The 26,376-nt window shown below is 65.7% G+C and carries 25 protein-coding genes; 16 read left to right on the top strand and 9 right to left on the bottom strand.

Going from position 1 to position 26,376, the window contains the following annotated elements; genetic code table 11:
- Positions 1 to 16: 16 nt before the first annotated feature.
- Positions 17 to 907 (bottom strand): hypothetical protein, encoded by an 891-nt coding sequence (locus ACZY08_RS25865; RefSeq protein WP_463747459.1) that lies wholly within the window; start codon positions 905 to 907, stop codon positions 17 to 19.
- Positions 904 to 2,685, bottom strand: a complete 1,782-nt coding sequence (locus tag ACZY08_RS25860; protein ID WP_463747458.1) for an HSP90 family protein — start codon at positions 2,683 to 2,685, stop codon at positions 904 to 906. Before ACZY08_RS25860 ends, ACZY08_RS25865 begins: the two co-directional genes overlap by 4 nt.
- A gap of 165 nt (positions 2,686 to 2,850) precedes the next feature.
- Here ACZY08_RS25860 and ACZY08_RS25855 point away from each other — a divergent pair, with 165 nt between their 5' ends.
- Entirely contained in the window at positions 2,851 to 3,732 is an 882-nt protein-coding gene (locus ACZY08_RS25855) for a hypothetical protein (RefSeq protein ID WP_463747457.1), read from the top strand.
- A 133-nt stretch (positions 3,733 to 3,865) separates the two neighbouring features.
- Here the strand turns inward: ACZY08_RS25855 and ACZY08_RS25850 are convergent, their stop codons facing one another.
- From ACZY08_RS25850 to ACZY08_RS25840, 3 genes are all read right to left on the bottom strand, one after another.
- Positions 3,866 to 5,698 carry a fatty acyl-AMP ligase gene (locus ACZY08_RS25850; RefSeq protein ID WP_463747456.1) on the bottom strand — a complete coding sequence of 611 codons (1,833 nt, stop codon included), beginning with the start codon at positions 5,696 to 5,698 and terminating at the stop codon, positions 3,866 to 3,868.
- A gap of 94 nt (positions 5,699 to 5,792) precedes the next feature.
- The gene (locus tag ACZY08_RS25845) at positions 5,793 to 6,353 is read right to left on the bottom strand and encodes a DUF4333 domain-containing protein (RefSeq protein WP_463747455.1); all 561 of its coding nucleotides are present in this window, start codon (positions 6,351 to 6,353) and stop codon (positions 5,793 to 5,795) included.
- Positions 6,354 to 6,380: 27 nt separating this feature from the next.
- On the bottom strand, positions 6,381 to 7,814 hold the full coding sequence (locus ACZY08_RS25840) for a neutral zinc metallopeptidase (protein ID WP_463747454.1): 1,434 nt from the start codon (positions 7,812 to 7,814) through the stop codon (positions 6,381 to 6,383).
- Between the two features lie 98 nt (positions 7,815 to 7,912).
- Here ACZY08_RS25840 and ACZY08_RS25835 point away from each other — a divergent pair, with 98 nt between their 5' ends.
- The 8 genes from ACZY08_RS25835 to ACZY08_RS25800 all read left to right on the top strand — a co-directional run bounded on the left by ACZY08_RS25835 (position 7,913) and on the right by ACZY08_RS25800 (position 15,443).
- Positions 7,913 to 8,563 (top strand): nucleoside/nucleotide kinase family protein, encoded by a 651-nt coding sequence (locus tag ACZY08_RS25835; RefSeq protein WP_463747453.1) that lies wholly within the window; start codon positions 7,913 to 7,915, stop codon positions 8,561 to 8,563.
- 120 nt (positions 8,564 to 8,683) lie between these two features.
- Positions 8,684 to 9,271, top strand: coding sequence for a peroxiredoxin (locus ACZY08_RS25830; protein ID WP_209913918.1), 588 nt, complete (start codon positions 8,684 to 8,686; stop codon positions 9,269 to 9,271).
- A 2-nt stretch (positions 9,272 to 9,273) separates the two neighbouring features.
- Complete coding sequence (gene ahpD / locus ACZY08_RS25825) at positions 9,274 to 9,807, top strand: alkyl hydroperoxide reductase AhpD (RefSeq protein WP_463747452.1); 534 nt, start codon at positions 9,274 to 9,276, stop codon at positions 9,805 to 9,807.
- 130 nt (positions 9,808 to 9,937) lie between these two features.
- Entirely contained in the window at positions 9,938 to 11,260 is a 1,323-nt protein-coding gene (locus ACZY08_RS25820) for an MFS transporter (protein WP_463747451.1), read from the top strand.
- Entirely contained in the window at positions 11,257 to 12,261 is a 1,005-nt protein-coding gene (locus ACZY08_RS25815; protein WP_463747450.1) for a LacI family DNA-binding transcriptional regulator, read from the top strand. Before ACZY08_RS25820 ends, ACZY08_RS25815 begins: the two co-directional genes overlap by 4 nt.
- Positions 12,262 to 12,375: 114 nt before the next feature.
- A complete protein-coding gene (locus ACZY08_RS25810; protein WP_463747449.1) occupies positions 12,376 to 13,578 on the top strand; it encodes a cytochrome P450 in 1,203 nt (400 codons plus the stop codon).
- A complete protein-coding gene (locus ACZY08_RS25805; protein WP_463747512.1) occupies positions 13,575 to 14,651 on the top strand; it encodes a phosphotransferase in 1,077 nt (358 codons plus the stop codon). The genes ACZY08_RS25810 and ACZY08_RS25805 overlap by 4 nt, the downstream gene beginning before the upstream one ends.
- 54 nt (positions 14,652 to 14,705) lie before the next feature.
- Positions 14,706 to 15,443, top strand: coding sequence for an SDR family NAD(P)-dependent oxidoreductase (locus ACZY08_RS25800; RefSeq protein WP_463747448.1), 738 nt, complete (start codon positions 14,706 to 14,708; stop codon positions 15,441 to 15,443).
- Between the two features lie 187 nt (positions 15,444 to 15,630).
- Here ACZY08_RS25800 and ACZY08_RS25795 read toward each other — a convergent pair whose 3' ends face one another.
- The 3 genes from ACZY08_RS25795 to ACZY08_RS25785 are packed head-to-tail and all read right to left on the bottom strand — an operon-like array spanning position 15,631 to position 18,277.
- Positions 15,631 to 15,933 carry a hypothetical protein gene (locus tag ACZY08_RS25795; protein ID WP_463747447.1) on the bottom strand — a complete coding sequence of 101 codons (303 nt, stop codon included), beginning with the start codon at positions 15,931 to 15,933 and terminating at the stop codon, positions 15,631 to 15,633.
- The gene (locus ACZY08_RS25790; RefSeq protein ID WP_463747446.1) at positions 15,930 to 17,432 is read right to left on the bottom strand and encodes a class I adenylate-forming enzyme family protein; all 1,503 of its coding nucleotides are present in this window, start codon (positions 17,430 to 17,432) and stop codon (positions 15,930 to 15,932) included. Before ACZY08_RS25790 ends, ACZY08_RS25795 begins: the two co-directional genes overlap by 4 nt.
- Positions 17,429 to 18,277 (bottom strand): SDR family oxidoreductase, encoded by an 849-nt coding sequence (locus ACZY08_RS25785; protein ID WP_463747445.1) that lies wholly within the window; start codon positions 18,275 to 18,277, stop codon positions 17,429 to 17,431. The genes ACZY08_RS25790 and ACZY08_RS25785 overlap by 4 nt, the downstream gene beginning before the upstream one ends.
- Positions 18,278 to 18,532: 255 nt before the next feature.
- On the opposite strand from ACZY08_RS25785, the gene ACZY08_RS25780 reads away from it, so the two are divergent.
- The 4 genes from ACZY08_RS25780 (at position 18,533) to ACZY08_RS25765 (ending at position 22,632) form a co-directional block, all read left to right on the top strand.
- Positions 18,533 to 20,122: a methylmalonyl-CoA mutase family protein gene (locus ACZY08_RS25780; RefSeq protein ID WP_463747444.1), complete on the top strand. Its 1,590-nt coding sequence runs from the start codon at positions 18,533 to 18,535 to the stop codon at positions 20,120 to 20,122.
- 1 nt (position 20,123) lies between these two features.
- Positions 20,124 to 20,525 carry a cobalamin B12-binding domain-containing protein gene (locus ACZY08_RS25775; RefSeq protein WP_463747443.1) on the top strand — a complete coding sequence of 134 codons (402 nt, stop codon included), beginning with the start codon at positions 20,124 to 20,126 and terminating at the stop codon, positions 20,523 to 20,525.
- On the top strand, positions 20,522 to 21,478 hold the full coding sequence (locus ACZY08_RS25770) for an LLM class F420-dependent oxidoreductase (RefSeq protein ID WP_463747442.1): 957 nt from the start codon (positions 20,522 to 20,524) through the stop codon (positions 21,476 to 21,478). The genes ACZY08_RS25775 and ACZY08_RS25770 overlap by 4 nt, the downstream gene beginning before the upstream one ends.
- A gap of 92 nt (positions 21,479 to 21,570) precedes the next feature.
- Complete coding sequence (locus tag ACZY08_RS25765) at positions 21,571 to 22,632, top strand: CaiB/BaiF CoA transferase family protein (RefSeq protein WP_463747441.1); 1,062 nt, start codon at positions 21,571 to 21,573, stop codon at positions 22,630 to 22,632.
- Between the two features lie 58 nt (positions 22,633 to 22,690).
- On the opposite strand, the gene ACZY08_RS25760 is transcribed toward ACZY08_RS25765, so the two are convergent.
- A complete protein-coding gene (locus ACZY08_RS25760; protein WP_463747440.1) occupies positions 22,691 to 23,002 on the bottom strand; it encodes a 2Fe-2S iron-sulfur cluster-binding protein in 312 nt (103 codons plus the stop codon).
- 117 nt (positions 23,003 to 23,119) lie between these two features.
- Here ACZY08_RS25760 and ACZY08_RS25755 point away from each other — a divergent pair, with 117 nt between their 5' ends.
- From ACZY08_RS25755 to ACZY08_RS25745, 3 genes are read left to right on the top strand one after another with little or no spacing between them, the layout of a single operon-like run.
- Positions 23,120 to 24,490, top strand: coding sequence for a class I adenylate-forming enzyme family protein (locus ACZY08_RS25755; RefSeq protein ID WP_463747439.1), 1,371 nt, complete (start codon positions 23,120 to 23,122; stop codon positions 24,488 to 24,490).
- Complete coding sequence (locus ACZY08_RS25750) at positions 24,468 to 25,298, top strand: acyl-CoA dehydrogenase family protein (protein ID WP_463747438.1); 831 nt, start codon at positions 24,468 to 24,470, stop codon at positions 25,296 to 25,298. The genes ACZY08_RS25755 and ACZY08_RS25750 overlap by 23 nt, the downstream gene beginning before the upstream one ends.
- A complete protein-coding gene (locus tag ACZY08_RS25745) occupies positions 25,285 to 26,373 on the top strand; it encodes an acyl-CoA dehydrogenase family protein (protein ID WP_463747437.1) in 1,089 nt (362 codons plus the stop codon). Before ACZY08_RS25750 ends, ACZY08_RS25745 begins: the two co-directional genes overlap by 14 nt.
- Positions 26,374 to 26,376: the final 3 nt, after the last annotated feature.

The following is a 26,376-nucleotide window of genomic DNA, read 5'->3' as shown; positions in this document are numbered from 1 at the left end:
TCGGCGATCGCCAGCGTCATTCGTCGCCTGGTCCGGCGGACACGTCGATCCGGATGTCCCAGAGGTGGACGTGGCCGGGTATCTGATGGTCCATGAACGCTGACCAGTCCTCGTACTTGTCTGCCTCGGCTTGCCACTGATCTGCCTCGACATCGCGGCCGACGCACCGCAAGGTGTCGGCCGCGTGGCGTTGCAGTGCTTGTCCCAAGTCGTGCATACAGATTTCGTCGAGCATCTCGATTGCTTGCCGCGCGATGCCATCGATCGCGTGATCCACTCGGTGTCGTGCCACCTCTGCGAACTTCAGCTCGGCGACCGCCCAGTGGAACGCCGCGTCGGCAGCCCGCATCGGGTGGTACATCTCGTCGCGCTCGATCAAGTTGGCGGCCAGTTCCTGGGCGAGGGTTATCGACTCCTCTGACGGCGCAAGGAATTCGATCAACTTGCGAAACGTCCAGAGCATCAACTCGGGCATGGCGGCATCGACTTGCCGGGCGAGCGCCACGGCCTGCCGGTAGGCGGATTCCGCGCCGTCGACATCGTCCAGTTCCGCCAGGATTTCGCCGAGATCGATACACAGCTCTGCCGCGTGAATAATGTGGCCTCCCTCCATGGACACATCCACCGCAGCGCGAAGGTCCGCCGCCTGTTCATCGAGCGGCTTCGGTGGCGGTTTCGTCGCGCTCACGAGGGCATCGCGCTTCCTGCTGATCCGGCTGAGCTCGTCGGCGATCTCTGACACTGTGTCGAAATCCGAACCCTGTAACACCCCCGGATCGAGCATGTCGAAGACAAGCCTGCGGGCTTCCCTGTAGTGATGCAGTGCCGCTTGCAGGTCTCCCGCAGCGAGCGCCTCATCACCCAGCCGTTCGAGCTCATCAGCTGACAGGGGCGTTGGCTCGGTCATCGGGCGACCTCCGTCCCATCGACGCCGGCGGCCAGCACGGTGATGTCATCGAGCGCCTCCGACAACAGGATTCGATCCTCGGGGCCATCGCACTGTGCGGCCATCCGGGCCTGGACGAACAGCAGCTGCATGAGCCGACTGAACACGAGGGCGTCGGTTGTGCGGGTCAGCGCCTGCACCGCCCGGTTGTCCCAGTTCACCACCAGATGCGGGAGGTCGCCGCACCCCGGCGAATCGGCGTCGATCTGGCCGTTACCGATGAACACGGCGGGCAGGTCCGTCGATGGAAACCGGCGCGCCACCACCCGACTACCCGACGCCTGCAGCACCTGGCTGCCACGCTGTTCCAGCGCCAGTACCTCCCGCGCAGAATCCGCCGACGGGACTGCCAGCCCGGCGATTTCGGACGCCGGGTAGGCGCGGGTGGCGGCCACCCCGGACGTCACCTGCGGCAGCATCAGCAGCACCTCCTGGTCCAGGGCATGGCCCGCATTCACCACGATCCGCCCACCAGGGTTGAAGCTCGCGATGGTGCGAAACTCCTTGACGGACACCGCGTAAAGGATGTTTGGATTGCGGCTGATCACATCGATCAGTCGCATGTGCCCTTCAGTCGTCTGCACCGTCAGCATCGGGAGCACGACTTCGGCCAGCTCCAGATTCTGTCCGTCGGCGTCACATGTGGCCGCGGATCGGAGTTCCAGTTCGTAGTCGGCGACGAATTCGGCGAACCGCTCGGGGTCCGTGTCGGCCAGGGACCGCAGCCATTTCAGAGCGGCTTGCCCGAGCTTGCGCCGGGTCGCGGTGAGCGCCGTGTTGTTCACGACGGTCTCGCGGCTGGCAGTCGGCTCCAGCGTGGTCGAGTTCACCACGGCCCAGGCGAAGAATGCCCATGCCGGCAGCAGCGCACTGTCGGCGTCATCGACGAGCATGTCGTTGATGTAGATGCGGTTGCGCGCGGCGCGCTTGGACCGCCCCGACGCGGCGCCGATGTACACCACGCCGTGTAGTCCGAGGCCGGCATCGGTGACCTCGATGGCGTCGAACTGGCTGCCCACACCCATCCCGCCGTAGACCGGTGAAACCCCTTGCAGCACAGTGGAACGGTGGGCGCCGAAGTCGTGCTCCCATGGATATTTCCGTGAAACGTCCTTCGGGCCCTGGCTTGTCAGAACCTTGATGTTTACCGGAAGGAACTCGGCGTACTTCTGCACCAGGGGGCACACCTGCTCGGCCCGGGCCCAGCCGATCATGTCGGGCCGCGGCCGCAATCGCACGGTCGTCCCGACTGCGATGTCCTGGGTTATGGTGCGGAGCGTGTAAGTGCCGTCGCTCCTGCCGACCCACTCGATCGGTTCCGTGCCTGTCGCGCTGCGGGAGACGACGGTGATCTCGTCGGCGATGAGAAAGCAGCTCAACAGGCCGATACCGAACTGCCCGATGTACGAGCGTCGACTCCGCTGCAGTTCGTCACCCTTGGAGCTGGCGCCGACGGTGGCCAGGAACTGCTCGACCTGCTCGGGGCTGACGCCGATCCCGGCGTCGGTCAGCATGAACTCGCCGGCGGGCGAATTCGGTGAGGCGACCCCGTACGGGGAGATCGAGACGATGCGCGGGGCAGGGGTGCCGCCGAGGGTGTCGCGGGCCGCGATGGCATCCACGGCGTTCTGGATCAGCTCCCGCACATAGACGCCGGGATTGGAATAGAGGTTCTTGCTGAGTAGTGCGATCACCCCGCCGAGGTTCACTCGGAAGTTCTGCTGCTGAAGTCCGGTCATCTCGGGTCCTTCCATGTCGGCTCGTGTGAGAACCGGACAGCGTTGCACGGGGCACCGACATGTCGGGGCACTCTCGGAACTGGTGCCGATCGGGCGTGTGCGACGGTGGGATCATGGCTGAGACGATCAGCACCACTACGGGGGTTCAGCATGGGGGAGTCGTGGATGAGCGAAAACGAGCCGACCGTCGGCACCGACGATGAGCGGCGTCGGCTCGTTCGCCGGCTGGCGTTGGAATCATTGGAACGTCGTGGGTTACGGGTGCGTCCGGCTCCACAGGACGCACTGGGTGATGACTGGTTCATGGACCAGACGGGAAATCACTACCGGCTGTACAACCTTCAGCTCCAGTGTGCGCAACGACCGCCGGCCGAGTGGGTAGGCGCCGTCGAGTTTCACTTCGATCAGCAGTTCGCCAGTCGATCAGACCCCGGGACCGCCGCACTGGCGGACGCGGAGTTCCTGGCGCAGGTTCGCACGCGCCTGCAGACGCCGGACACCTCGGGAATGATCTCGATGCGATATGCCCGCCCCGCTTTCGACGGTCTGGTCGCCGAGTTGAGCCGAGACCTGCCGACCGTGGTCAAGACGGTGGGTGACGACGACGTTGCCGGCCGGGACCTGGACTTCCTCTACGAGGTGGGTCAGCGCAACACCGATGGCGAACCCGTGACCGTACAAGCGTTGGACCGCAACGTGTTTGCGCTGACGGGCGATTCCTTCTTCATCGCCTCGAAAGCCCTGAACATGCCTCGGCTGATCGAGACGGTGCTGGGGGGAGTCGCACCACTGGGGGTCGTATTCAGCGTGCCCCACCGCAGTCTGCTGTTCCTGCACGCCGTCGGTGAAATCACATCGGACGCGGTTGGGTGGCTCGCGTCGGTGACGGTGGGGCAGACCGAGAACCCGCCCGGTGGCGCCGTCAGTCGCGACACCTACTTCTGGCACGGCGGCGCCGTGCAGCGCATCACCCAGGTAGATACCGAGGCCCGCAGCATCAACCTTCTGCGCGACGGGGCGTTCGCTGAGGCAATGAGTCAGCTGTAGTTGGGTGTTGCAGGTGACACGGTGGACGCCGAGTCATCGGTGAAGCCTCCCACGCCAGATCAACGCCAGGGTCGCGCCACGCGCCGGATCATGACCCTGGCGTCGCATTCGGCGCAGGCAACCAGGCCAATCCCTACTTGTCGAACTTCCCACTCAAATATTCGACGCGACAAGCATTTCGGGCCAGTTTGCCGCTGGTGGTCCGGGGGATCACGCCGGCGGCAACCATGCGCACATCGGCGACCCGGATCTGGTGGTGGCGGGACACTGCCGCGCGCACCGCATCGACGATGGGGCCGGGCTCGGCGCGGCCGGCTCCGGCTGCGCGCTCGGCGACGATCACCAGTTCTTCGCCGCGGTCCCCGTTCACCGAGAACGCGGCGACATAGCCTGAGCGCACTGCGGGCGACGACGCGCTGACCGTCGTCTCGATGTCGTGTGGATAGTGGTTGCGTCCGTCGATCAGGATCATGTCCTTGATGCGGCCGGTGAGGTACAGCTCGCCGTCGATGTAGACCCCGAGGTCGCCGGTGGCCAGCCAATGGCTGTTGTCGGGTACCTCGTCGGCGTGGCCACCGGTGGTGAGCCGGGTCTGCAGCTTGTTGCCGAACACCCGCTCGCTCTCGTCGGGGCGGCCGAAGTAGCCCTGGCCGACATTGTTGCCGTGCAGCCAGATTTCGCCGACGGTGCGGTCGGCCAACTCGTCGCCATCGGGGCTGGCGATCACCGCCCACTGGTTCGGGATCGGCTGTCCGCAGGACACATGTGCCACGGCGCCTTCGTCGGTGGCAGCGACGGTCACTGCGCGCCCGGCGCTGAGCTGGTCGCGGTCGAGATACACCACGCTGGCCGCGGCGTTCGGCGCGATGCTGGCCACCGATAGGGTGGCCTCGGCCATGCCGTAGGACGGCTTGACCGCGGTGGCGGGCAGCCCGTATGGGGCGAACGCGGAGGTGAACTTCTCGACAGCGGCCATCGTGACCGGCTCGGACCCGTTGAGGAGCGTGACCACGTTGGTCATGTCCAGCGTCTCGCCCTCGGGCGGCAGGCCGCGCTCGGCGGCCAGCTCGAAGGCGAAGTTCGGGGCGGCGGCGAAGGTGCGGCCGTGGGCAGCTTCTTCGGCCAACCGCTTGATCCAGCGATACGGGCGTCGGACGAACGCCATCGGGTCCATCAGGCTGATGTGGCCACCACACAGCGCCGGGAACATCACCATGATCAGGCCCATGTCGTGGTAGAGCGGCAGCCAGCTGACACTGCGGATACCGGTGTCGAGGTCGCCGGCCAGGACCATCTGGATGACATTGGTACACACGTTGCGGTGGGTGATCTCCACACCGGCGGGCGTGCGGGTGGACCCGGACGTGTACTGCAGGTAGGCGATGTCGTCGGTGTCGACCTCGGGGCTGACGTACATCTCGGACAGCGTGTCCGGGACGGCGTCGACGGCGATCATGCGGGGCCGCTCGGCGGCGGGCAGCGACTTGATGAAGGTGCGAACCGATTCGGCGGCGGCGGTCGTGGTGAGCACGACGGTGGGTTTGGCGTCGGCCAGCACGGCGGCCAGTCGCTCGGCGTGACCGGCCAGCGCGGGTGCGAACAGCGGGACGGCGACATTGCCCGCGTGCACTGCCGCGAAGAACGCTGCGACGTACTCGACGCCCTGCGGGGCCAGGATCGCTACCCGGTCGCGGGGTTTGGTGACCTGCTGCAGGCGGGCGCCGACAGCGCACACCTGTGACCACAGGGCGTTCCAGCTGAGCTCGACGGCGCGGCCGTCGGGATCCGTCGAGTAGTCGAGGAATCGGTAGGACGGCTGGTTCCCGTAAATGATCCGATTGCGGTCCAGGAACGACGTCAGGGTGACGCCGTCGGGTACGACAATCGTGCCGTCGTCGAGGACGTAATTTTCGATGTTCGACGTCGACATATCAACGGCACTGGTTGCAGCGGGATCCCGACCCATAACCGGTAAGACTAATAGCGGCTCTAATAAAGCCTGGCAGCGCGGTCGGGTGTGGGTTGTCACGAGGACCCGAAAATGTGTCGCGGGTCTCTATTTATCGGGGGCCGTCCACGGCATAAGTGCCGTTATCGTCGGTGAACTCCACGATGACCCTTCGAAGCGTGTCGTTGATCTCAACCGCGCACATGAACGTCGCGCCGGCCCGCACGACCGGATTCTCGCCGTTGTTACATGCCACCGCGACGACGCGGTTGGCCCCGTAGCCGTTGATCGGATCGGAGAGGATCTGTGCCACCCCGGACTCGGCCTGATGGACGTCGAGTCGGGTGCTGTTGGTGTCCGCGAGGCTCCACGCCCACAATCCGGCGCCGATCACCGCGACCGCCACGACGGCGATCGCCACACCGATGAGCAGACGTCGGTCGGCGTGCTTGGGGTTGGGCGGCGACGACGGCGGCTGTGGTGCGGACTGTGGTTGGTACCGCGGCGGCGGTCCGGGCCGCGCATGGTGCTGCGGCGGCTGTGGCGGCGACGGCTGCCGCGTGGGCGGGGGTGTCCATGCCCGGCGCTGCGGGGGAGCGCCGGGTGGCGGCGTGCCGCCAGGCAGGGGTGCGCCGCCCGGCCGTGCCCACCACGGCTGCTCGGGACCGCTCATCGGTTCTCCTCGACTGGACTCATCGGCTTACGGGAACCTCTGGTAGCACTGTGCATCGTCGCCTTGCAGGCCGGACCGGTAGGCCAGGATGCGGGTGAACCCCGCCGGCAGCACTCTGCCGTTGACGTCGCTGGCGGCCAGCCCGTTGGTGAGCAGGCTGCTGATCGCCTCGTCGGTGTCACCGGCTGACAGCGTGATCGGCAGACCGGGCTCGGCCATCCTGGCCTGGCCCACGCCGGTCAGGCAGCCGGTGCGCATCGCGGCCACGGAAGTGTCGAGCGTCAGGCCCTTCTCGTGCTGTACCGCCATGGCGTACCGCGATGTCAGGACGGAGATCGCCGAGTTGTCGCCCTGCAGGAGCTCCTGTTCGTCGTTTTCGTTTCTGGCTTCCCCCAGGGCTTTCAGTCCAGCCAGGTCGACGACGATGGTGTTGGTCGCCGGGCAATAGGACGCCGGCGGCGACGGCCCGGCGTCGGGACACGCGCTCGGCTCGGTACTCAACGTGGGCGGGTTGGCGGGTGCGTAGACCTGTTGCAGCGACTGCATGGTCTTGTCCAACAGATTCGCCGTGATCGTGCTGTTGGCGCTCTGCTGGCCGCCGAAGAAGTCGAGGAATTTGGGCAGATCGCCGCGACGCTTGGTGATCTCGTCGGAGTCCATGGCCGCGCACTGGTCGACGTTGCCACTGAAGCCGATCTGGAATGCGCTGACCCGGTCCAGCGCGGACCCGTGCTCGTTGCCGGTGAGCGTGGCGTCGATCCGGGTCATCAGAGGATCGCGGATATAGATCAGCCCGGCCAGGACGTGGTTGAGCCCGTCACCGGTGCTCAATTCGAAGCGTGGCGATTTTCCGGCGGCCACCCAGCGCAGGTACACCCCGGCCAGGCAATCGGCCTGCTGCTCGGCCACGAGGACGGGCGTGCTCTCGTTGATCAGCCGCGCCTGCTGCTGGACGGCGTGGCCGTACTCGTGGGCCATCACCCCGACCACGCCCATCTGGCCGAAATACTGCGCCGCCACCGGAATCGCGACGCCACGGTCCCACGCCATCACGTCGCTCTTGAGGCAGTAGAAGGCATTGGTCAGCCCGACCGTGCTCTGGCCGCAGATCTCGAGCCCGGGGGAGAGGTCGGAGTTGAAGGACACCAGCCGGGAGACCGGGGTGAAGGTCCCCGGCAGTGACCCGCCGGTGTAGTTCTGCGACCAGAAGTCTTCGATGTCGTCGACGGCCAGCAGGGCCAGGTCGTCGATCTGCCCGCCGTCGGTGTTCTCGGCCCGGCGGGCCGGCGCGTGCGCGTCGGGCCGGGTGCCGCTATGGCCGTCGGTCACCGGCAGTCCGCCTACCCGGTCGGGTAGGAACAGCATCGACGTCGCCCTGCCGCCGATCACGGTGGCGTTCCCGCACCCGGCCAGCAGTGCCGCACAACAGGCCAGACCGAGCCACCAGCGAAGCCTCGCCAACTGATCCGCCTTCCACGCGATCCACCCCAGCCAGTTCTACCTGCTCGCGGCGACGTTCGGCACGTGCCGTTGATGACCTGCGGGACAATGGCGGCGCTATGTGTACGTTCGACGATCTGGTGGCCCGGGTATTGGCCCGTGCGGCAGAGCCGGGGACGTCCGTCATCGGCATCGCGGGGGCACCGGGGGCGGGTAAATCCACGCTGGCCGAGGCGCTGGTATCCGCCGCCCGGGAACGGCTCGGCGACCGCGGTGTGGCGCACGTTCCGATGGACGGGTTCCACCTCGCCGATGTCGAACTGCGCAGACTTGGCCGGCTGGACCGCAAGGGTGCGCCCGACACCTTCGACGTTGCCGGATACGCCGCGCTGTTGCGCCGTATCCGCGGATGCGCCGAGGTGGTCTACGCCCCGGGTTTCGAACGCGACATCGAGCAGCCGGTTGCCGGTGCGATCCCGGTGTTCCCGGGTACGGCCGTGGTGCTCACTGAGGGCAACTATCTACTGCTCGACGATCCGCGGTGGTCGGCGGTGGCCGCGGCGATCGACGAAATCTGGTACTGCGCAATACAAGACGATGTACGCGTCGCGCGCCTGGTGGCCCGTCACATGGCCTTCGGCAAGCCGGCGGGTGCCGCGCGGCGCTGGGTCGCCGAGGTCGACGAGCCCAACGCGCGTCTGGTGGCGGCTACCGCGGGGCGGGCCGATCTGGTCGTGCCGGTGGCAGCCGTGAGGCCCAGCTCACACTGATGTCGTTTGTGTGCATAATCACGGCCGAGCGAGTTGCTATAACCATCGGTGAGAGCCATGATTGAGGAGGTAAATCTGGAATCATTCCAGAAAATCACACGCGAGATTGGATAGGTTGCAATGGCACTTTTGTCGATTGGTTCTCAGTTCCCGGAATACGACCTGACGGCCGTGGTTGGCGGAGATCTGTCCAAGGTCGACGCCAAGCAGCCCGACGACTATTTCACCCGCGTCACCAACAAGGATGACGACGGCAAGTGGCGCATCATCTTCTTCTGGCCCAAGGACTTCACCTTCGTGTGCCCGACGGAGATCGCCGCGTTCGGCAAGCTCAACGAAGACTTCGAGGATCGCGACGCCAAGGTCATCGGCGTTTCGGTGGACAACGAGTTCGTCCACTTCCAGTGGCGCGCGCAGCACGAGGACCTGAAGACGCTGCCGTTCCCGATGGTCTCCGACCTCAAGCGTGAACTCACCGCTGCGGCCGGCGTGCTCAACGCCGACGGTGTCGCCGACCGGGCCACCTTCATCGTCGACCCCAACAACGAGATCCAGTTCGTCTCCGTGACCGCCGGTTCGGTGGGGCGCAACGTCGACGAGGTGTTGCGGGTTCTCGACGCGCTGCAGTCCGACGAGCTGTGCGCCTGCAACTGGAAGAAGGGCGACCCGACGCTGAACGCCGGTGAGCTGTTGTCCGAGGCGGTCTAGTCATGAGCATCGACAACATCAAGGAAGCGCTGCCGGAGTACGCGAAGGACCTCAAGCTCAACTTCGGCAGCATCGTGAAGTCCACGGAGCTCAACGAGCAGCAGCTGTGGGGTGCGCTGGTCGCTACGGCGGCAGCCACCAAATCGCAGCAGCTACTGAAGGAGATCTCCGAGGATGCCCTCGACGTGCTGAGTGCGGAGGCCTACCACGCCGCTCTCGGCGCCGCCTCGATCATGGGGATGAACAACGTCTTCTACCGCACCAAGGGTCAGCTCGACGGCCGTTACGACGACCTTCGGGCCGGTCTGCGGATGAACATCATCGCCAACCCTGGTGTGCCCAAGGCGGATTTCGAGCTGTGGTCGCTGGCAGTCTCGGCGATCAACGGATGTTCGCACTGCCTGTCCGCGCACGAGACGGTGTTGCGCGACGCCGACGTATCCCGCACGACGATCTTCGAAGCCATCCGGTTGGCGTCGATCGTCTCCGGGGTGGCCCAGGCGTTGCTCACCGCGGAAGCGCTCACGTCAGTCTGACCCCGACCCGGGCGGAACTCGCTTACGCGCATAACTGAACAGGTAAACTCGCCTCTCGCGATTCCGAGAGGCGAGTTTTCTGTTGACGGCACCGAATAAACGCACCGGCACCTCCCATTTCAATCCCACCGTGCGCAAAGCGATCGTCGGCGCGTCCATCGGCAACGCGGTGGAATGGTTCGACTTCGCCATCTACGGCTTCCTGGCTACCTACATCGCTGCCAACTTCTTCCCGTCAGGCAACGAAACAGCGGCGCTGCTCAACACTTTCGCCATTTTCGCCGCCGCATTCTTCATGCGTCCGCTCGGTGGGTTCGTGTTCGGCCCACTGGGCGACCGATTGGGACGTCAGCGGGTGCTCGCCGTGGTGATCCTGCTGATGTCGGCCGCCACGCTCGGCATCGGCCTGCTGCCCACGTACGCCACCATCGGTGTGGCCGCCCCGCTGCTCCTACTCCTGCTGCGGTGTCTGCAGGGATTCTCGGCCGGCGGCGAATATGGCGGCGGCGCCGTCTATCTCGCCGAATACGCGAGTACCCGGCGGCGCGGGCTCACCGTCACGTTCATCGCTTGGTCTGGTGTGCTGGGTTTTCTGCTGGGCTCGGTCACCGTCACGCTGCTGCAGGCTTTCCTACCGCCGGAGGCGATGGAGAGCTACGGCTGGCGCATCCCGTTCCTGGTGGCCGCACCACTTGGTCTGGTCGGTCTCTACATCCGGCTGCGGCTCGATGACACCCCTGAGTTCGCCAAACTCGACGAGGCCGATCGCGTTGCCACGTCGCCATTGCGCGAGGCGGTGGGCACGGCGCGGTACGCGATCCTGCAAGTCATCGGACTGTTCATCGTGTTCAACGTCGGTTACTACGTCGTCTTCACGTTCCTGCCGACCTACTTCATCAAGGCGCTGCATTTCAGCAAGGCCCAGGCGTTCGTCTCGATCAGCCTGGCCAGCCTGGTGGCACTGATCCTGATCCTGCCGTTGGCTGCGCTGTCGGACCGGATCGGGCGCAAACCGCTGCTGCTGGCAGGATCAGCCGGATTCGTGGTGGGCGCGTATCCGCTTTTCCTGCTGATGAATTCGGGATCGGTGACGGCGGCGATCGTCGGACACTGTCTGCTGGCCGCCATCGAATCGGTGTACGTCGCGACTGCGGTGACGGCCGGTGTGGAATTGTTCGCCACTCGGGTCCGCTACAGCGGCTTCTCGATCGGGTACAACATCGCGGTGGCATTGTTCGGTGGGACCACCCCGTACGTCGTCACCTGGCTCACCGCGGCGACCGGTAGCAACCTGGCGCCCGCGCTCTATCTTGTTGCCGCGGCCATCGTCTCGGTGCTCACGGTGTTGACCTTGCGGGAGAGTGCCGGACGGCCACTGCGTGAGAGCGCACATCGGCAAATGTCCGGCGTGCAGCATCCCGATGGTCAGCAACGTGCCACGATGACACCGTGAGCGCGACAAGAGGACGCCCGAAAGTCGGGCTCCGTCCGACGAAAGCCGATGTTGCCAAGCTGGCCAACGTCTCCACGGCGACCGTCAGCTATGTCCTCAACAATGTTCAAGGGCAACGCATCTCGGAGCAGACTCAGGCCGCAGTACGCAAGGCCGCCGCCGATCTGGGCTACCGGCCCAACCTCGCGGCTCGCAACCTCGCGGTCGGCGGCAGCGGTGTGGTGCTCTACATCGTGCCGCGGACCGACCTGGGCGAATTGCCTCTGGAGGTCGGCAGCCGTCTCACCACCGCGCTGGGGCGGCACGGCATCGTGCTGTCGATGCAGCTCGAGACGGACGACGGCCAGAACATCGTCGACGCGGTTGCGAACCTCAACCCTCTGGCTGTGGCAGGGGTGTTCCCACTTACCGGTGCTGCTGCCGTGGCCGTCGAGGCGGCGCGGATTCCGCAGATCTACCTGGGTAGCGAGAAACTGCGCGCGCTCGGGTCGTTGCATCTGACCGTCGGATCGATGCGGGTGCAGCATCTGCTGTCGCGCGGCCACACGCGCCTGGGCTTCGCCTATTCCGGCAGTGAGGTGCTGAGGCCGCTCGGTGACTACTGGTTGTCGGGTCTGCGCGTGGCGGCCGGCGAGCACGGCTTGCCCGAGATCGAGGTCGGCAGCGTGGCCACCGACGGGTCCGACGCGGCGGCCGTGGTGTCGAGATGGGTGTCAGCGGGCGTGACGGCCGTCTGTGCGCAAAGCGACGAGACGGCGTTCGTGGTGCTGCACGGGATACGCCGGGCGGGCCTGCGTTGCCCTGATGATCTCGCGGTCATGGGGGTCGACGCGATACCGCTGGGTGCGGTGAGCTCCCCGCCGCTGTCCTCCGTCGTATTCGACGCCAAGACGATTGTCGATGCCGCCGTCCCCGCCATGATGGCCGAACTCGGATATCCCTCGGTCTCCGACGTCGACGGCGGTGACCCTGCCGGCCTCATTGTGCGCGACAGCACCTGAGCATTACGTGTAGGCAGCAAACTGTAAGCCGAAACGGCCTTGTCGGGTGGTCGTTCCGCCGTGTAACTTACGCGTGTAAGTAACTCTCCGCAGCCCTCAGAGAGGCGGACCGCCGTGAGTCTGAGCACCACCAATGACGTGTATTTCGACCCCTACGACGTCGAGATCAACGCCAACCCGTACCCGACCTTCGCGCGGCTCCGCGAGGAATCGCCGTTGTATTACAACGAGCAGTACGACTTCTATGCGTTGAGCCGCTTCGCCGACGTCAACAAAGCCCTCGTCGACCACGAGACGTTCAGCTCGGCTCGCGGCGCGATCATCGAACTGATCAAGGCCAACATCGACATTCCTTCGGGCGCCCTGATCTTCGAAGATCCGCCGATCCATACGGTGCACCGCAAGCTACTGGCCCGGATGTTCACGCCGCGCAAGATCAACGCGCTGGAGCCCAAGATCCGCGAGTTCTGCGCGCAGTCGCTGGACCCGATGGTGGGCACCGGCAAGATCGACTTCATCAAGGACTTCGGCGCAATCATGCCTATGCGGGTCATCAGCGCACTGCTGGGTATCCCCGAGGATGACCAGGAGATGATCCGCGACCACGGCAACGATCAGATGCGCACCGAGGCGGGCAAGCCGATGAAGGCGGCTCAGGAGGGGCTGGTCGACGGCTCGATCTTCGAGACCTATATCGACTGGCGCAAGGACAATCCGTCCGACGACATCATGACCGACCTCCTCAACGTCGAGTTCACCGACGAGCACGGGGTCACCCGGAAGCTCACCCGCGAGGAACTGCTGATCTACATCAACGTGGTGGCGGGCGCGGGTAACGAGACCACCACGCGTCTGATCGGTTGGGCGGCCAAGGTACTCGCCGAACATCCTGATCAGCGGCGCCAATTGGTCGAGAATCCGGCACTCATCCCCCAGGCGATCGAGGAACTGCTGCGCTTCGAGCCACCGGCCCCGCACGTGGCCCGCTATGTCACCCGCGACGTCGAGTTCCACGGCCAGACGGTTCCCGAGGGCAGTGTGATGATGATGCTGATCGGTGCGGCAGTCCGCGACAGCCGTCAATTCCCGCCCGATGGCGAGGTTTTCGACATCCACCGCGAGCAGCGTCAGCATCTGGCATTCAGCGTCGGCACCCATTACTGCCTGGGTTCGGCACTGGCTCGGCTGGAGGGCCGGATCGCGCTGGAGGAGATGCTGAAGCGTTTCCCGGAGTGGGACGTCGATCTCGACAACGCCGAGCTGTCACCGACTTCGACTGTCCGCGGGTGGGATTCGATGCCGGCGTTCGTCCGGTGACGGCCGCGCAGACCGTCCCCAAAGACTGGACCGACGTCACGCCCGAGTGGCTGACGGCGGCGCTGGCGGACCATCACCCCGGCGCCGTGGTGGACTGCGTGACCGTCGACATGCGCGACGACGGCACCAACCGCCGGGCGCGCCTGTCGGTCACGTACAAGCCGGGGCTGACCGGGCCTGCCACGGTCTTCGCCAAGGCCGTCGACCCCGGCCACAAGGAGATGATCAAGTACACCAGCGGCCTGCTGCACGAGCCCAGGCTGTTCAACTCCAAAGTCGATCTGCCACTGGAACATCCGACGGTGTACGCGGCGCCCATCGACGAGGGCGACGAGGACTTCATGCTGATCATGGAGGATCTCACCTCCCGTTCCGCCGATCCCCGCGACGCGACTCGGCCGCTGACCGTGGAGCAGGCCGCCTGTGGCGTGCGAGGCCTGGCCCGCCTGCACGGTGCGTTCTGGGGCGAGCGTGTCGAGCGTCCCGGCCTCGAATGGCTGGAGCCGTTCATGCCGTGGGACGGCATGCAGTGGGCGCCCTTGCCTGCCGCGCTCGAGCGGTTGGGGGACGACGCACCGGCCTCGGTACACGCACTCACGATCGACCATCTGGTGGAGGGGATCTGGAAGCCGTTCATCCGGACGCTCACCGCGCCCGGTACCTCGCAGACATTGCTGCACGGTGATCCGCACATCGGCAATACCTACGTGTTACCGGATGGGGATGTCGGCTTCCTCGACTGGCAGGTGGCGCGCCGGGGGAACTTTGCAGTGGATCTCGGTTACTTCCTGCAAGGTGCGCTCACCACCGAGGACCGGCGGCTCGCGGAGCGTGAACTGCTGGAGGAATACCGGGACACGCTGGAACTCCCGGCAGACGAACTGCCGTCGGCCGACGAGATCTGGTTGCGTTACCGGGCATCGGTGGCGCACGGACTGATGACCTGGCTGGCCACCGCCAGTGCGGGCGAGTTGTGGCAGCGTCCCGACATCGCCCTGGCGCTGGCCCAGCGTTATTCCGCGGCGTACGAGGATCTGCAGACCGTGCAGGCACTGGCCGATCTCATCGGTTAGTCGGTATAAGCAAATCACTGCCGGTGGGGGCGCCGGCCATCTAACCTGTCCGGCATGACTGGTGTGGTGGTGACAGGTGCAGCGTCGGGAATCGGCCGAGCCAGCGCGGAGGCGCTGATCGCAGATGGCCGACGGGTTTCGTTGTGGGACATAGCGCCCGAGGTCAGCGAGGTGGCCGACGGATTGGGCATGCCCTCGGCGGTGATCGACGTGTGCGATACCGCTGCGTTGTCGTCGGCCGTCGAAGAGGCGGCCGGGGCGCTCGACGGTATCGATGGCCTGGTGCACGCCGCTGGGCGGGTGCTCCCGGAACCGGTGGGCGCGTACACCGAGGAGTCCTGGGACGCGGTGCTCGACGTGAATCTGCGCGCGCAGGCGCTGTTGATGCAGTTGCTGTTGCCGCACCTGGAGAAATCTGCGAAGGACGGTGGATCACCCGCGGTGGTCGGCATCTCCAGCATCGAAGGCCTGGCGGCCAATCCGTTCATCCCGGCCTACTGTGCCTCCAAGGCCGGCCTGTTGGGCATGACGAGGTCGATGGCTGCTCAGTTGGGCCCGTTGGGAATTCGCGTCAACGCAGTGTGCCCGGGCTTCATCCATACCCCGATGCTCCAGATCGCGTTGGACGTCGAGGAGATCCGCGCGAGCTTCGAACAGGCCGCGCCGCTGGGCCGGCTCGGACAGCCCCACGAGATCGGGGCCGCCGTGGCGTTCCTGATGTCACCGAAGGCGTCGTTCATCACCGGCACACAGCTGGTTGTGGACGGGGGAGTGACCAGCCGTCACGCGTGAAGGCCGGCAAGCTTCAGGGCCAGGGCGCCCGCCCGGCGAGGCTGCCACACCCATTAGTTGTTGGGGGACGCTGTGGCGAGCGTGCAGGTCACTGGCGGTGAGATCGCGGATCCGCCACTAAAGGCTGCACGTTCGTCACGGGGCCCTCAACCACACAGGTGCCGTGTTCTCTGACTGGAGCGGGTGGCTAGTCACTGGCCGGAAGCGGCTTGGCTTCCTTGAGGCTGAGGGCGGTGGACCCGACCGACAGCGTGCCGGTGCCGGCCTTGGTGACCAGCACCTCGGCGCCGGCATCGTCGACGTAGCGCTTACCCATCAGGTTGCCGTCGGAGAACGCGGGATCGAGCGTGGCACCGGAGTCTTTTTCGGCGTCGAGGGCGATCATGGCCACGCCACCGGCCCGCAGGTCGTCGAGGCTGTCGGCGCTGCGCACCACGATGACCTGGGTGTCGCACACCTGGCTCTGGAGGCGGGTGCCGTTCTTGATCATGCTGACTCCTTGGAGATCGGTGCGAGTTCGTCGACGAGCTGGCGGCGCAGGACCTTGCCTGTCGGGTTGGTGGGAAGTTCATCGCGGAAAACCACCCGGTCGGGGGTGCGTGATCCGCGCAGTTGCTTGCGGACATGATCCCGCAGCGCATCCGGATCGGGGGAGGTGCCCTCGACGGGCACCACGACGGCCACGATGATCTGGCCCCATTGCGGGTCCTCGGGGCCGACGACGGCCACATCACGGACCTCAGGATGCTCGACGAGCACGTCCTCGATCTCGGCCGGGGCGATGTTCTCTCCGCCGCGGATGATGGTGTCGTCGGATCGTCCCCCGATGAACAGGTAACCGCCTTTGTCGAGCATGGCGACATCCTTGGTGGGGAACCAGCCTTCGGCGTCGAGCACCGATCCGATATCGGTGTAGCGGCCCGACACCTGCTCGCCGCGTACGAACAGTTCACCGGTCTCGCCGGCACCCAGCACGGTGCCGTCGTCGGCGCGAATCTGCACCTCGATACCGGGCACCACCTGGCCCACCGAGCCGAGCCGCCGGGAAGCGGCGGGATCCTCGGCGGCCAGCGCCTCGCGGTGATCGTCCGGCCCGAGAACAGCGATGGTGGAACTGGTTTCGGTCAATCCGTAAGCGTTGACGAAGCCGACATTCGGCAGCAGCTGCAACGCCTTGCGGACCAGTGGCAACGCGACCTTGGAGCCGCCGTAGGCGAGGTTGCGCAACGTGGGCAGCTCGAGGCCGGCCGATTCCAGGGCCGTCACGATGCGGTCCAGCATGGTCGGCACGACGGTGGCGGACGTGACGCCCTCGGCGCGTACCAGCTCGACCCACTTGTCAGCGTCGAAGTGCCGCAGATACACCATTTTTCGGCCCGCGTACAGGTTCGACATGGCTGCGCTGACCCCGGCGATGTGATACGGCGGGACGCAGATCAGTGCTGCGTCTTCTTCTGCGGCCGAGGCGAATTCGACCGTTCCGGTGATGTAGCTGGTGAGGTTGTTGTGGGTGAGCTCGACGGCCTTGGGGCGCGACGTGGTACCCGAGGTGAACAGCACGACCGCCACTGCGTCAGGATCGGCGAACTCTGCCGCAGGCTCGGAGGCGTGGGCCGCGGCCAGGAACTCCTCGGAGGTGATGACCTGCTTGCCTGCCCCGGCCACCACATCGGCGTATTCGGTGTCGGCGACCACCAATGCCTCGGGCAGGCGGTCGATCAACTCGTGCAGGCCGTCCTTGCTGAGCCGGTAGTTCAGCGGGGTGAACGGCACCGCGGCGCGGGCCGAGGCGAACAGCAGCAGCGGCAGCAGCGCACCGCCGGTGCCGACGTATGCCACGTGCGAGGACCCAGAGGCCGCGATGACTCCGGCCCCGCCGTCGGCCAGGGTGCTGAGTTGCTCGGTGGTCAGGCGGAGATCGTCGGACACCACTGCGGTGCGGTCCGGTCCGCCCGAAACCGCCATCTCCAGCAGTAGCGAAATGCTCATAGGCCTTGTCCCGGTGCGTCGATGAAGATGTCGATGATCGGATTATCCCCGCCGCCGTACCGGGAGAGGTCGGTGACACCGGAGGAGGTGAGGACCTCAGAGTCGATGAAGGTCTGACCGTTCACCTCGGCGGCCGGGCGGGACAGGACCTCCACGGCCGCATCCGCCATGATCTCGGGGTTGCGGGACTGCGAGGCCATCTTGTCGCCATCGGCGAGATTCGTCACCGCGGCGGTGGCGATGTAGGTCTCGGGCCACAGACAACTGAATCCGATTCCGGCGTCGGCGTACTCGGCGGCCCAGCCGAGGGAGAGCAGCGTCATCCCGTACTTCGACAGGGTGTAGGACGGGTGTGCGCCCAGCCAGTACGGGTTCATGTTCATCGGCGGGGCCAGTGTCAGTACCTGCGGGTTGGCCGACTTCCGCAGATGCGGCAGCGCGGCCTTCGCCAGCAGGAAGGTGCCACGGATGTTGATGTCCATCATCAGGTCGAACTTCTTGGCCGACAGCGACTCGGTGGCGTCGGTGGAGATGGCGCTCGCGTTGTTGATCACGATGTCGACGCCACCGAAGTGCTCGACCGCGGTCTCGACCGCGCGGGCCACGTCCTCTTCCTTACGCACATCGCCCACCACAGCGACGCCCTTGCCGCCGGCGGCCTCTACCTCGGCGACGGCGGTGTGCACAGTGCCGGGAAGCTTGGGGTGGGGTTCTGCGGTCTTGGCCAGCAGCACCACGTTCGCCCCTCGGCGGGCGGCACCGAGCGCGATCGCCAGCCCGATACCGCGGCTGCCGCCGGATACGACCAGCGTGCGATCGGTGAATGACTCTTGCTGGCTGGACATGGTCCTCCTCGTCGCGCGCAGCGTCCGCCGTGCGCCGTGTGTCAACCGTACTCAAATGGTATTGGCATTCTCATTTTTAGCAAGTGCCGTAATCGTCGCGAGCGGCGGCTGAGGAATCGGCGTCCACCAGACCCGTTCGCTTGTGTCGCCAACCGTCCTCAGTGTGCAGGTCGGAGCACTCCCGTCCAGTACAGGCGCCACATTTCCACCCTGCGGTATTGGCATTCTCATTTTTAGCAAGTACGTTATCCACTGATGAGCGAGCAAGACGTCCCTCCGGTGGAGACTCCGTCCGGCATCCCGCTGGCGCCCGTCTACGGGCCGAGCGACCGCGCGGTCGAGCCGCCTCCCCCCGGGACCTATCCCTTCACCCGCGGCAACTTCGCCTCCGGCTACCGCGGGAAGACCTGGACCTTCCGGCAGTATTCGGGCTTCGGTACGGCCGAGGAATCCAACCGCCGGTACCGCTATCTGCTCGATCAGGGTGGGACCGGCCTGTCGGTGGCGCTGGACCTGCCCACCCAGTGCGGCTACGACTCCGATGACGAAGAGTACGGCGAGGAAGTCGGACGAGTCGGCGTTGCGGTCGACACTCTGGCCGACGCCGAGATCCTCTTCGACAGCATCCCGCTGGACAAGATCAGCACCAGCTTCACCATCAACGGCACCGCGGCCATCCTGCTGGCCTTCTACGTCGCCGCCGCCGAGAAGAAGGGCGTGCCGCGCGAGAAGCTCACCGGGACCATCCAGAACGACATCCTCAAGGAATACGCGTCGCGCGGCACCTGGATCTGGCCGCCCGAGCCGTCACTGCGGCTGATCGCCGACACCATCGAGTTCTGTGCAGCCGAGGTACCCCGGTTCAACGCGATCTCGGTGGCCGGTGCGCACTTCCGCGACGCGGGCGCCAATGCCGTGCAGGAGATGTCGTTCACGCTCGCCGATGGCGTCACGTACTGCGACACCGTCGTCGAACGCGGCCGGATGACGATCGACAAGTTTGCCCCGCAGATCTCCTTCTTCTTCTACACCCACGGTGACTTCTTCGAGGAGATCGCCAAATACCGTGCCGGCAGACGACGTTGGGCCACGATCGTGCGGGAGCGCTACGGCGCGACCACCGACAAAGCTTCGATGTTCCGGTTCGGGTGCGTGGCGGGTGGAGCATCTCTGTACGCGCCGCAGGCACAGAACAACCTGGTCCGGGTGGCCTACGAGTCGCTGGCGGCGGTGCTGGGCGGCGTGCAGTCGATGTTCACCGCGGCGTGGGATGAACCGTTTGCCCTGCCGAGTGAGGAATCGGCGACGTTGGCCCTGCGGACCCAGCAGATCCTGGCCTACGAGACCGGCGTGACCAAGGTGGCCGATCCGCTCGGTGGGTCCTACTTCGTCGAGGCGCTCACCGACGCCACCGAGGCCAAGATCATCGAGATCATGGACGATCTCGAAAAGCACGGCGGCATGGTGCGGTGCATCGAAGACGGCTACCTGCAGGGCCTGATCGCCGATGAGGCGTTCAAGATTCACCAGGAGACCGAGTCCGGCGAGCGCCCCGTCGTCGGGGTCAACAGGTTCGTCACCGACGAGCCGGCGCCCGACATCGACACGTACGAGCTCGACGCCGAGGGTCGCGATCTCCAACTCAAGCGGCTGGCGAAGGTCAAGGCGGAGCGCGACGACGTCGCGGTCAAAGAGACTCTGGCCGCATTGGCGAGGGGAGCCGAAGGTGACGACAACCTGATGCACCGGTTGATCGACTGCGCCAACGCGTATTGCACAGTGGGAGAGATGGTGTCGACCTTGAAGTCCGTGTGGGGCGAGTTCCAGCAGCCGGTGGTGTTCTAGCATGGCCACTCGAGTACTTGTCGCCAAACCCGGTCTCGATGGTCACGACCGTGGGGCCAAGATCGTCGCCCGTACGTTGCGTGATGCCGGATTCGAAGTCATCTATACGGGCATCCGGCAGCGTATCGAGGACATCGTCTCCATCGCACTGCAGGAAGACGTTGCCCTGGTCGGCCTTTCGATCCTGTCCGGCGCGCACGTCGCGTTGACCACCCGAACTGTCGAGGCGCTGCGGGCCGCCGATGCCGGCGACATTGCCGTCGTCGTCGGCGGTACCATCCCGCAGTCCGATGTGCAGAAACTGATGGATGCCGGTGCGGCAGCGGTGTTCCCGACCGGAACGTCGCTCGAAACGCTGGTGACCGATGTTCGTGCGCTGACGGAAAAGGTCTCGGAGTCATGAGGCTGGGTGTGATGATCGGGGCCGAGCGTGGCGATATGGCCCGCAAGGTCTCCAAGTTGATCTCTGACATCCAGTGGGCCGAGTCGGCCGGGCTGGATAGTGCGTGGATGCCGCAGGTGCCCAACGACTTCGACTGCCTGACGATGGTGGCGCTGATGGCAGCGAACACATCGCGCATCGAACTCGGAACCGCAGTGGTCCCGCTGCAGGCTCAGCACCCGATTGCGCTGGCCCGCCAAGCGCTTTCGATACACGCGATGTCCGCGGGCCGGTTGGCCCTTGGCGTCGGACCCTCGCACCACTGGATCATCCGCGACATGTTGGGCCTGCCCTACGAGAAGCCGGCTGCCTACACGCGTGACTACCTGCAGGTTCTGAACCAGGCGATCTCCGGGCCCGGCCCCGTTGACGTCGAGAACGATTCGTTTACCGTGCACAACCCGACGGTGCTCGCGGCCGACACTCCGATGCCGGTGCTGGTATCGGCACTGGGCCCGGTGATGCTGCAGCTCGCCGGCGAGCACGCCGACGGTACCTCGCTGTGGATGGCCGACGAGAAGGCGATCGGCGAGCACATCGCACCGAAGATCAACAAGGCTGCGGCCGAAGCGGGCAAGCCCGCGCCGCGCATCGTCGCCGGAATCCCGGTCACGCTGTGCGCCAACTCCGAGATCGAGGCGGCCAAGGAGCGGGCCAACCGCATTCTGGCCGAAGCCGAGACGTCGCCGAACTACCAGCGCCTGCTGGACCGGGGTGAGGCCCGCAATGTCGGAGATTTGTGCGCGGCCGGCGATGAGGAATCAATTCTCAAGCGGTTCAAGCAGTTCGCCGATGCCGGGGTCACGGATCTGTCGGTGCGGCTGCTGCCGATCGGGGAGAACCGTGACGAGCTGATCGCGTCGAAGTATCGGACGCGTGAGGTGATCGCCGAGCTCGCGAAAGCGGTGCGATGAGCGCTTGCGCGAAGAGCCGAGGGCACCGATGAGCGCTTGCGCGAAGAGCCGAGGGCACCGATGAGCGCTTGCGCGAAGAGCCGAGGGCACCGATGAATTCTCCTCTCGCCGGCATCCGCATCATCGAGGTCGGCGTGATGCTGGCCGGCCCGTACGCCACCATGATGTTGGCCGACCTGGGTGCCGAGGTGATCAAGGTCGAACCACCTGGCGGCGAGATCTCCCGTCAGGTCAGCGACAGCTATTTCGCCAGCCTCAACCGGGGCAAGCGCAGCATCTGCCTCGATCTCGCCTCAGAGGCAGGTCGGGCGAAACTCGGTGAGCTGGTCGCCGATTCCCACGCGCTGCTGGTGAACATGAAGCCGTCGGTGATCCGCAGGCTGGGCCTGACGTATGACAATCTGCGGCAGTTCAACGAGAAGATCGTGTGCGTCGCGATGACGGGATTCGGGCTCGACGGGGGAGACGACCCGGCGTTCGACTATGTCATCCAGGCCGCCACCGGGGTGGCCGCGATGACCGGTGATCCCGAAGGCCCACCCACGCTTCCCGGTTACTCCTCAGCGGACAACTCGACAGGGCTGACGGCGGCGCTGGGTCTGCTGGCGATGATCGTCTCGGGCAACGGTGGTCAGGTGGATGTCTCGTTGCGTGACGTCATGCTGTCGCAGTTGAACTACCGCGCCTCGGCGTACCTCAACGACGGTGTGGAACCGCGCCGCCACCCCTTCGGTGCGCATTCGTACTACGTACCGGCTCAACTGTTCCCGACTGCCGATGGCTATCTGGCGTTGTTCATCACCCACGACGGATTCTGGAAATCGTTCGCCACCGAGGCGGGTGTAGCGGGGTTCGATTCAATGGCCGAGCGGGCTTCCCGGCGAGAAGAAGTGCTCGACGTGGTGACTGCCGCGCTGGCGACCGACACCGCGGCGGGGTGGGAATCGAGGCTCAAGCCGCTGGGGATCCCGGCAGCCGCCGTGCGTAGCCTGCCGCAGGCGCTGGACGCGACCCCCGAGATGCTGGTCACCGCAGGTGATTTCCGGTTGGTGGGTAGTCCGGTGCACGTCGCCGGCTACACGCCTGACTACCGGCCGGCCCCTGACTTCGACGAGTATGGACAGTGCTCACCGGTTTCTGCACCGAGGTCGTGACCGCTCGAAATCTGCAGGTCTGCGGTAGAAACCGGCGGCACTCTTGACCGGCGGCGGCTCAATCTTCGTCGTAAGAGACCGTCACCGAATCGCAGTCCGGGACGGCCTGGCAGGTCAGTACGTAGCCGTCGGCCACTTCGTCGTCGTCGAGAGCGTCGTTGACCCGCATTGTGGCGGTGCCCTCGAGGAGTTTGGCCATGCAGGTTCCGCAGTTGCCGGCCTCGCACGAGAACGGCGGTGTCATGCCGGCCCGGCGCGCGCTCTCCAGCAGCGTCTCTCCCTGTCGGCGCGGCACGGACAGCTGCTCGCGGTCGAACACGATCGTGACCTTGCCGTTCGCTTCGCTGCCGGCCATCGGTTCTGCGGTCATGTGACTCCCCTGTGCACATACGTTCTGATATGAAGAGAATACCATTCTCACTAAATGATAGTATCTTCTCGGTGTGCTCGACGCCCAGGAGTGTTCTCCGGAGAGGGGTTATAGATCGTGACTGACCCCGCCGTGCTCGCGTTCGACGACCGTGAGTACACCCTGGCTGAGATCGATGCGCTCACCAGCGGGATGGCCACCGCGCTGGAGCACCGCGGCGTACGCCCGGGTGATCGCGTCGCCATGATGTCGTCCAACCGTCCTGAGTTCGTCGTGGCGTTGCGGGCGATCTGGGGTTTGGGTGCGGTGGCCGTCCTGATCAGCCCGGCCTGGAAAGCTGCCGAGGTGGCCCATGTTTTGGCCCTGACCGGACCCGCTCATGCGGTGGGCGATCACGACGTGCTCGCCGCACAGATGCCCATGCTGCCTCTGGACGAGCCGATCACCCCGGGCCTGCGGCAGTTCGACCCGCCCGATCCGGACAGCGACGCGCTGTTCGTCTTCAGCTCAGGGACCACCGGCCTGCCCAAAGCGGTGCGGCACACCCATGGTGGGTTCGCCGCGGCGATCGACCATTGGCGCACAGCACTGGGTTTCACCTCCGCCGATCGCATGCAGATCATGACGCCCCCGTCGCACATCCTGGGATTGCTCAACATCGCCATGGTGCTCGACACCGGTGCGTGGATGAGGTTGCACCGGCGTTTCGACATCGACACCATGTTGCGGCACATCGAATCTGATCGAATTACGATCGAAATGGCCGTGGCACCAATCGCTTTGGCGCTGGCCGCGCATCCCGATCTGGGACGCTACGATCTATCGTCGCTGCGCTACGTCATGTGGTGTGCCACCCCGGTGACCCGCAGTGTGGCGGATGCCGTCACCGAGCGGGCCGGGGTCCGGTGGCTGACCGCCTATGGCACCACCGAACTCCCGGTGATCGCCTGTAATCCGCTGGACGCCGTCCACATCGAGACCGTCGGCACGCCCGTGCGCGGGGTCCATGTCCGCATCGGCGAGGACGGCGAGATCCAGGTGCGGTCAGACTCGGTGATGGCCGGATACCTGCCGAAGGAAGCCACCGCGGGCGCATTCCGCGACGGCTGGTACCGCACCGGCGACATCGGCTACCTCGACGACGACGGATACCTGCACATCACCGACCGATCCAAGGAGATGGTCAAGGTTCGCGGCTTCCAGGTCGCGCCGGCCGAGGTCGAGGCGGTGTTGCACGGCCATCCGGCTGTCACCGACTGCGCGGTGTTCGGAGTGGCCGATGCGGCCGACGGAGAGGCGATCGTGGCAGCCGTGACGACAAGTTCCGAGGTGTCGGCCATGGAATTGATCGCGCTCATCGGCGATCAGTTGGCCTCGTACAAGCGGCCCAGCCGCGTGGAGTTCGTAACCGAGATACCCCGGTTACCTTCCGGAAAGGTATTGCGACGAGTGCTGAAGGAGCGGCATGGACGTTCGTCTGACGTCTGAACAGCAGCAGCTGCGAGAGGCCGCAGCAAAACTGGCCGACGACCTCGGGCCCGATGCGGTCGGAGAGTTGTCGGATGAGGGCCGGCGCGCCCGATTGGAAAGCACGGTCGCCGCAACCGAGTGGCGCACCCTGCGGTCCGACGGTGCCTCCGGCGTGGAAGTGGCGATCATCGCCGAGGAGTTCGGACGCGGTCTGATCGACGTGCCCTTCCTCGGGCCGGTGCTTGCCGACGATCTGGCCCGTCGGCTGGATCGGGAGGCGGTGACCGGGAGCGATGAGGCTGCCACGGCCGGTGTGGATCTGACCCGCAGCACGGTGGGTGTGGTCGAGTCGCCTGCCGAACTCGGTGAGCTGTCGGGTGAGGATGTTCTGCGGTGGCGGGCACTCGCGTTGACCGCTACGTGCGCCGACCTGGTCGGTGCCGCACGTGGTGCGCATGCCCTGGCGGTCGATTACGCGAAAGTCCGTGAGCAGTACGGCTCGACGATCGGCTCGTATCAGGCCGTCGCGCACCTGCTGGCCGAGGGGCTGGCCCTGATCGAGGGCTCGATCAGCGTTCTGCGCCACGCGGCATGGGCCGTCGACGAGCTACCTGCCGAGGAAGCCGTCCGGGCCGGGAAGATCGCCAAGGTCTACTGCGCCCGTGCCGCGCGCACCGTGTGTGAGACCTCGATTCAGGTGCACGGCGGTATCGGAAACACCTGGGAGTGCCTGGCGCATGTGTATCTGCGCCGGGTTCTGGTGGCCACCGAGTTGTGGCCCGTCAAGCTAGAAGACTTGGAGGTGACTGATCTTGGACTTTCGTGATTCAGCTGAGGAAGCTGCCTTCCGGGACCGGCTGCGGACCTGGCTGGCGGACAACGCCGCGTCGTTCAAGGCGTCCGGCGACGATTACTGGGCCCGGATGGGGGAGTGGCATCAAGCCCTCTATGCCGCAGGGTTTTTCGGTACCTCGTGGCCCGAGGAGTTCGGCGGCCAGGACCTGCCGCCCGTCTACGATGTGATCGTCGACGAGGAGCTTGCCCGGGCCGGAGCCCCGCCGCGGCCCAGCCTCGGCTACCTGGTGGTCGGCCTGGGACACCACGGCAGCAAGGAACTGCAGCAGCGATTCCTGCCCGGCATGATCAACGGCACCGAGCGTTGGTGCCAGGGCTTTTCCGAGCCCGGCGCCGGTTCGGACCTGGCCTCGCTGACCACCACGGCGACCCGTGACGGCGACAACTACATCATCAACGGGCACAAGATCTGGACCAGCTACTCAGACGTGGCCGATTGGTGCCTGGTGCTGGCCCGTACCGACAAGGATGTCGCACGACATAAGGGCATCTCGGCGTTCATCGTGTCGATGCACCAGGACAGCATCGAGCAGCGGCCGCTGCAGATGATCAACGGTGTCACCACGGAGTTCGGCCAGGTGGCGTTCGACGGTGCAGTGGTGCCGGCCTCGCACATGGTCGGTGAACCCGGTGATGGTTGGCGCCTGGCGATGACGGTGGTCAGCCACGAGCGTGAGCCGTCGACCCTCGGATACTCGGCGCGGTACGGAAAGCTGGTGCGTGAGATGGCGTCTCGCGTATCTGGTAAGACCCCCGAAGACCTCGCCTGGGCCGGTGTGCAGGCCGAGATGCTGCGCCTGCATGTGCGCAGGCGGCTGTCCGAACAGCTCGATGGGCTCAAGCACGGCCCCGAGGGCTCGCTGGACAAGTTGCTGATGACGTGGGTCGAGCAGTCGGTCGGGCATGCCGCGCTCGCGGTGACCGGAACCAAGGATCCCGAACTGCTGAGCGCCTATCTCTACAGCCGCGCGCAGAGCGTCATGGGTGGCACGTCGCAGATCCAGAAGAACATCATCGCGTCACGAATCCTCGGACTGGGAGTTTAGCCA

The sequence above is a fragment of the Mycobacterium sp. IDUB_9 genome, from assembly GCF_055419505.1.
This window is presented reverse-complemented; position numbering and strand designations above follow the sequence as displayed.

Excerpts from the sequence above, each read along its gene's own strand:
- ACZY08_RS25860 (WP_463747458.1), bottom strand. The coding sequence starts at position 2,685 with ATGACCGGACTTCAGCAGCAGAACTTCCGAGTGAACCTCGGCGGGGTG.
- ACZY08_RS25760 (WP_463747440.1), bottom strand. The coding sequence starts at position 23,002 with ATGACCGCAGAACCGATGGCCGGCAGCGAAGCGAACGGCAAGGTCACG.
- ACZY08_RS25850 (WP_463747456.1), bottom strand. The coding sequence starts at position 5,698 with ATGGGTCGGGATCCCGCTGCAACCAGTGCCGTTGATATGTCGACGTCG.
- ACZY08_RS25770 (WP_463747442.1), top strand. The coding sequence starts at position 20,522 with ATGAGGCTGGGTGTGATGATCGGGGCCGAGCGTGGCGATATGGCCCGC.
- ACZY08_RS25830 (WP_209913918.1), top strand. The coding sequence starts at position 8,684 with ATGGCACTTTTGTCGATTGGTTCTCAGTTCCCGGAATACGACCTGACG.
- ACZY08_RS25765 (WP_463747441.1), top strand. The coding sequence starts at position 21,571 with ATGAATTCTCCTCTCGCCGGCATCCGCATCATCGAGGTCGGCGTGATG.
- ACZY08_RS25800 (WP_463747448.1), top strand. The coding sequence starts at position 14,706 with ATGACTGGTGTGGTGGTGACAGGTGCAGCGTCGGGAATCGGCCGAGCC.
- ACZY08_RS25780 (WP_463747444.1), top strand. The coding sequence starts at position 18,533 with ATGAGCGAGCAAGACGTCCCTCCGGTGGAGACTCCGTCCGGCATCCCG.
- ACZY08_RS25790 (WP_463747446.1), bottom strand. The coding sequence starts at position 17,432 with ATGAGCATTTCGCTACTGCTGGAGATGGCGGTTTCGGGCGGACCGGAC.
- ACZY08_RS25795 (WP_463747447.1), bottom strand. The coding sequence starts at position 15,933 with ATGATCAAGAACGGCACCCGCCTCCAGAGCCAGGTGTGCGACACCCAG.
- ahpD (WP_463747452.1), top strand. The coding sequence starts at position 9,274 with ATGAGCATCGACAACATCAAGGAAGCGCTGCCGGAGTACGCGAAGGAC.
- ACZY08_RS25845 (WP_463747455.1), bottom strand. The coding sequence starts at position 6,353 with ATGAGCGGTCCCGAGCAGCCGTGGTGGGCACGGCCGGGCGGCGCACCC.
- ACZY08_RS25855 (WP_463747457.1), top strand. The coding sequence starts at position 2,851 with ATGAGCGAAAACGAGCCGACCGTCGGCACCGACGATGAGCGGCGTCGG.
- ACZY08_RS25785 (WP_463747445.1), bottom strand. The coding sequence starts at position 18,277 with ATGTCCAGCCAGCAAGAGTCATTCACCGATCGCACGCTGGTCGTATCC.
- ACZY08_RS25865 (WP_463747459.1), bottom strand. The coding sequence starts at position 907 with ATGACCGAGCCAACGCCCCTGTCAGCTGATGAGCTCGAACGGCTGGGT.
- ACZY08_RS25835 (WP_463747453.1), top strand. The coding sequence starts at position 7,913 with ATGTGTACGTTCGACGATCTGGTGGCCCGGGTATTGGCCCGTGCGGCA.
- ACZY08_RS25750 (WP_463747438.1), top strand. The coding sequence starts at position 24,468 with ATGGACGTTCGTCTGACGTCTGAACAGCAGCAGCTGCGAGAGGCCGCA.
- ACZY08_RS25775 (WP_463747443.1), top strand. The coding sequence starts at position 20,124 with ATGGCCACTCGAGTACTTGTCGCCAAACCCGGTCTCGATGGTCACGAC.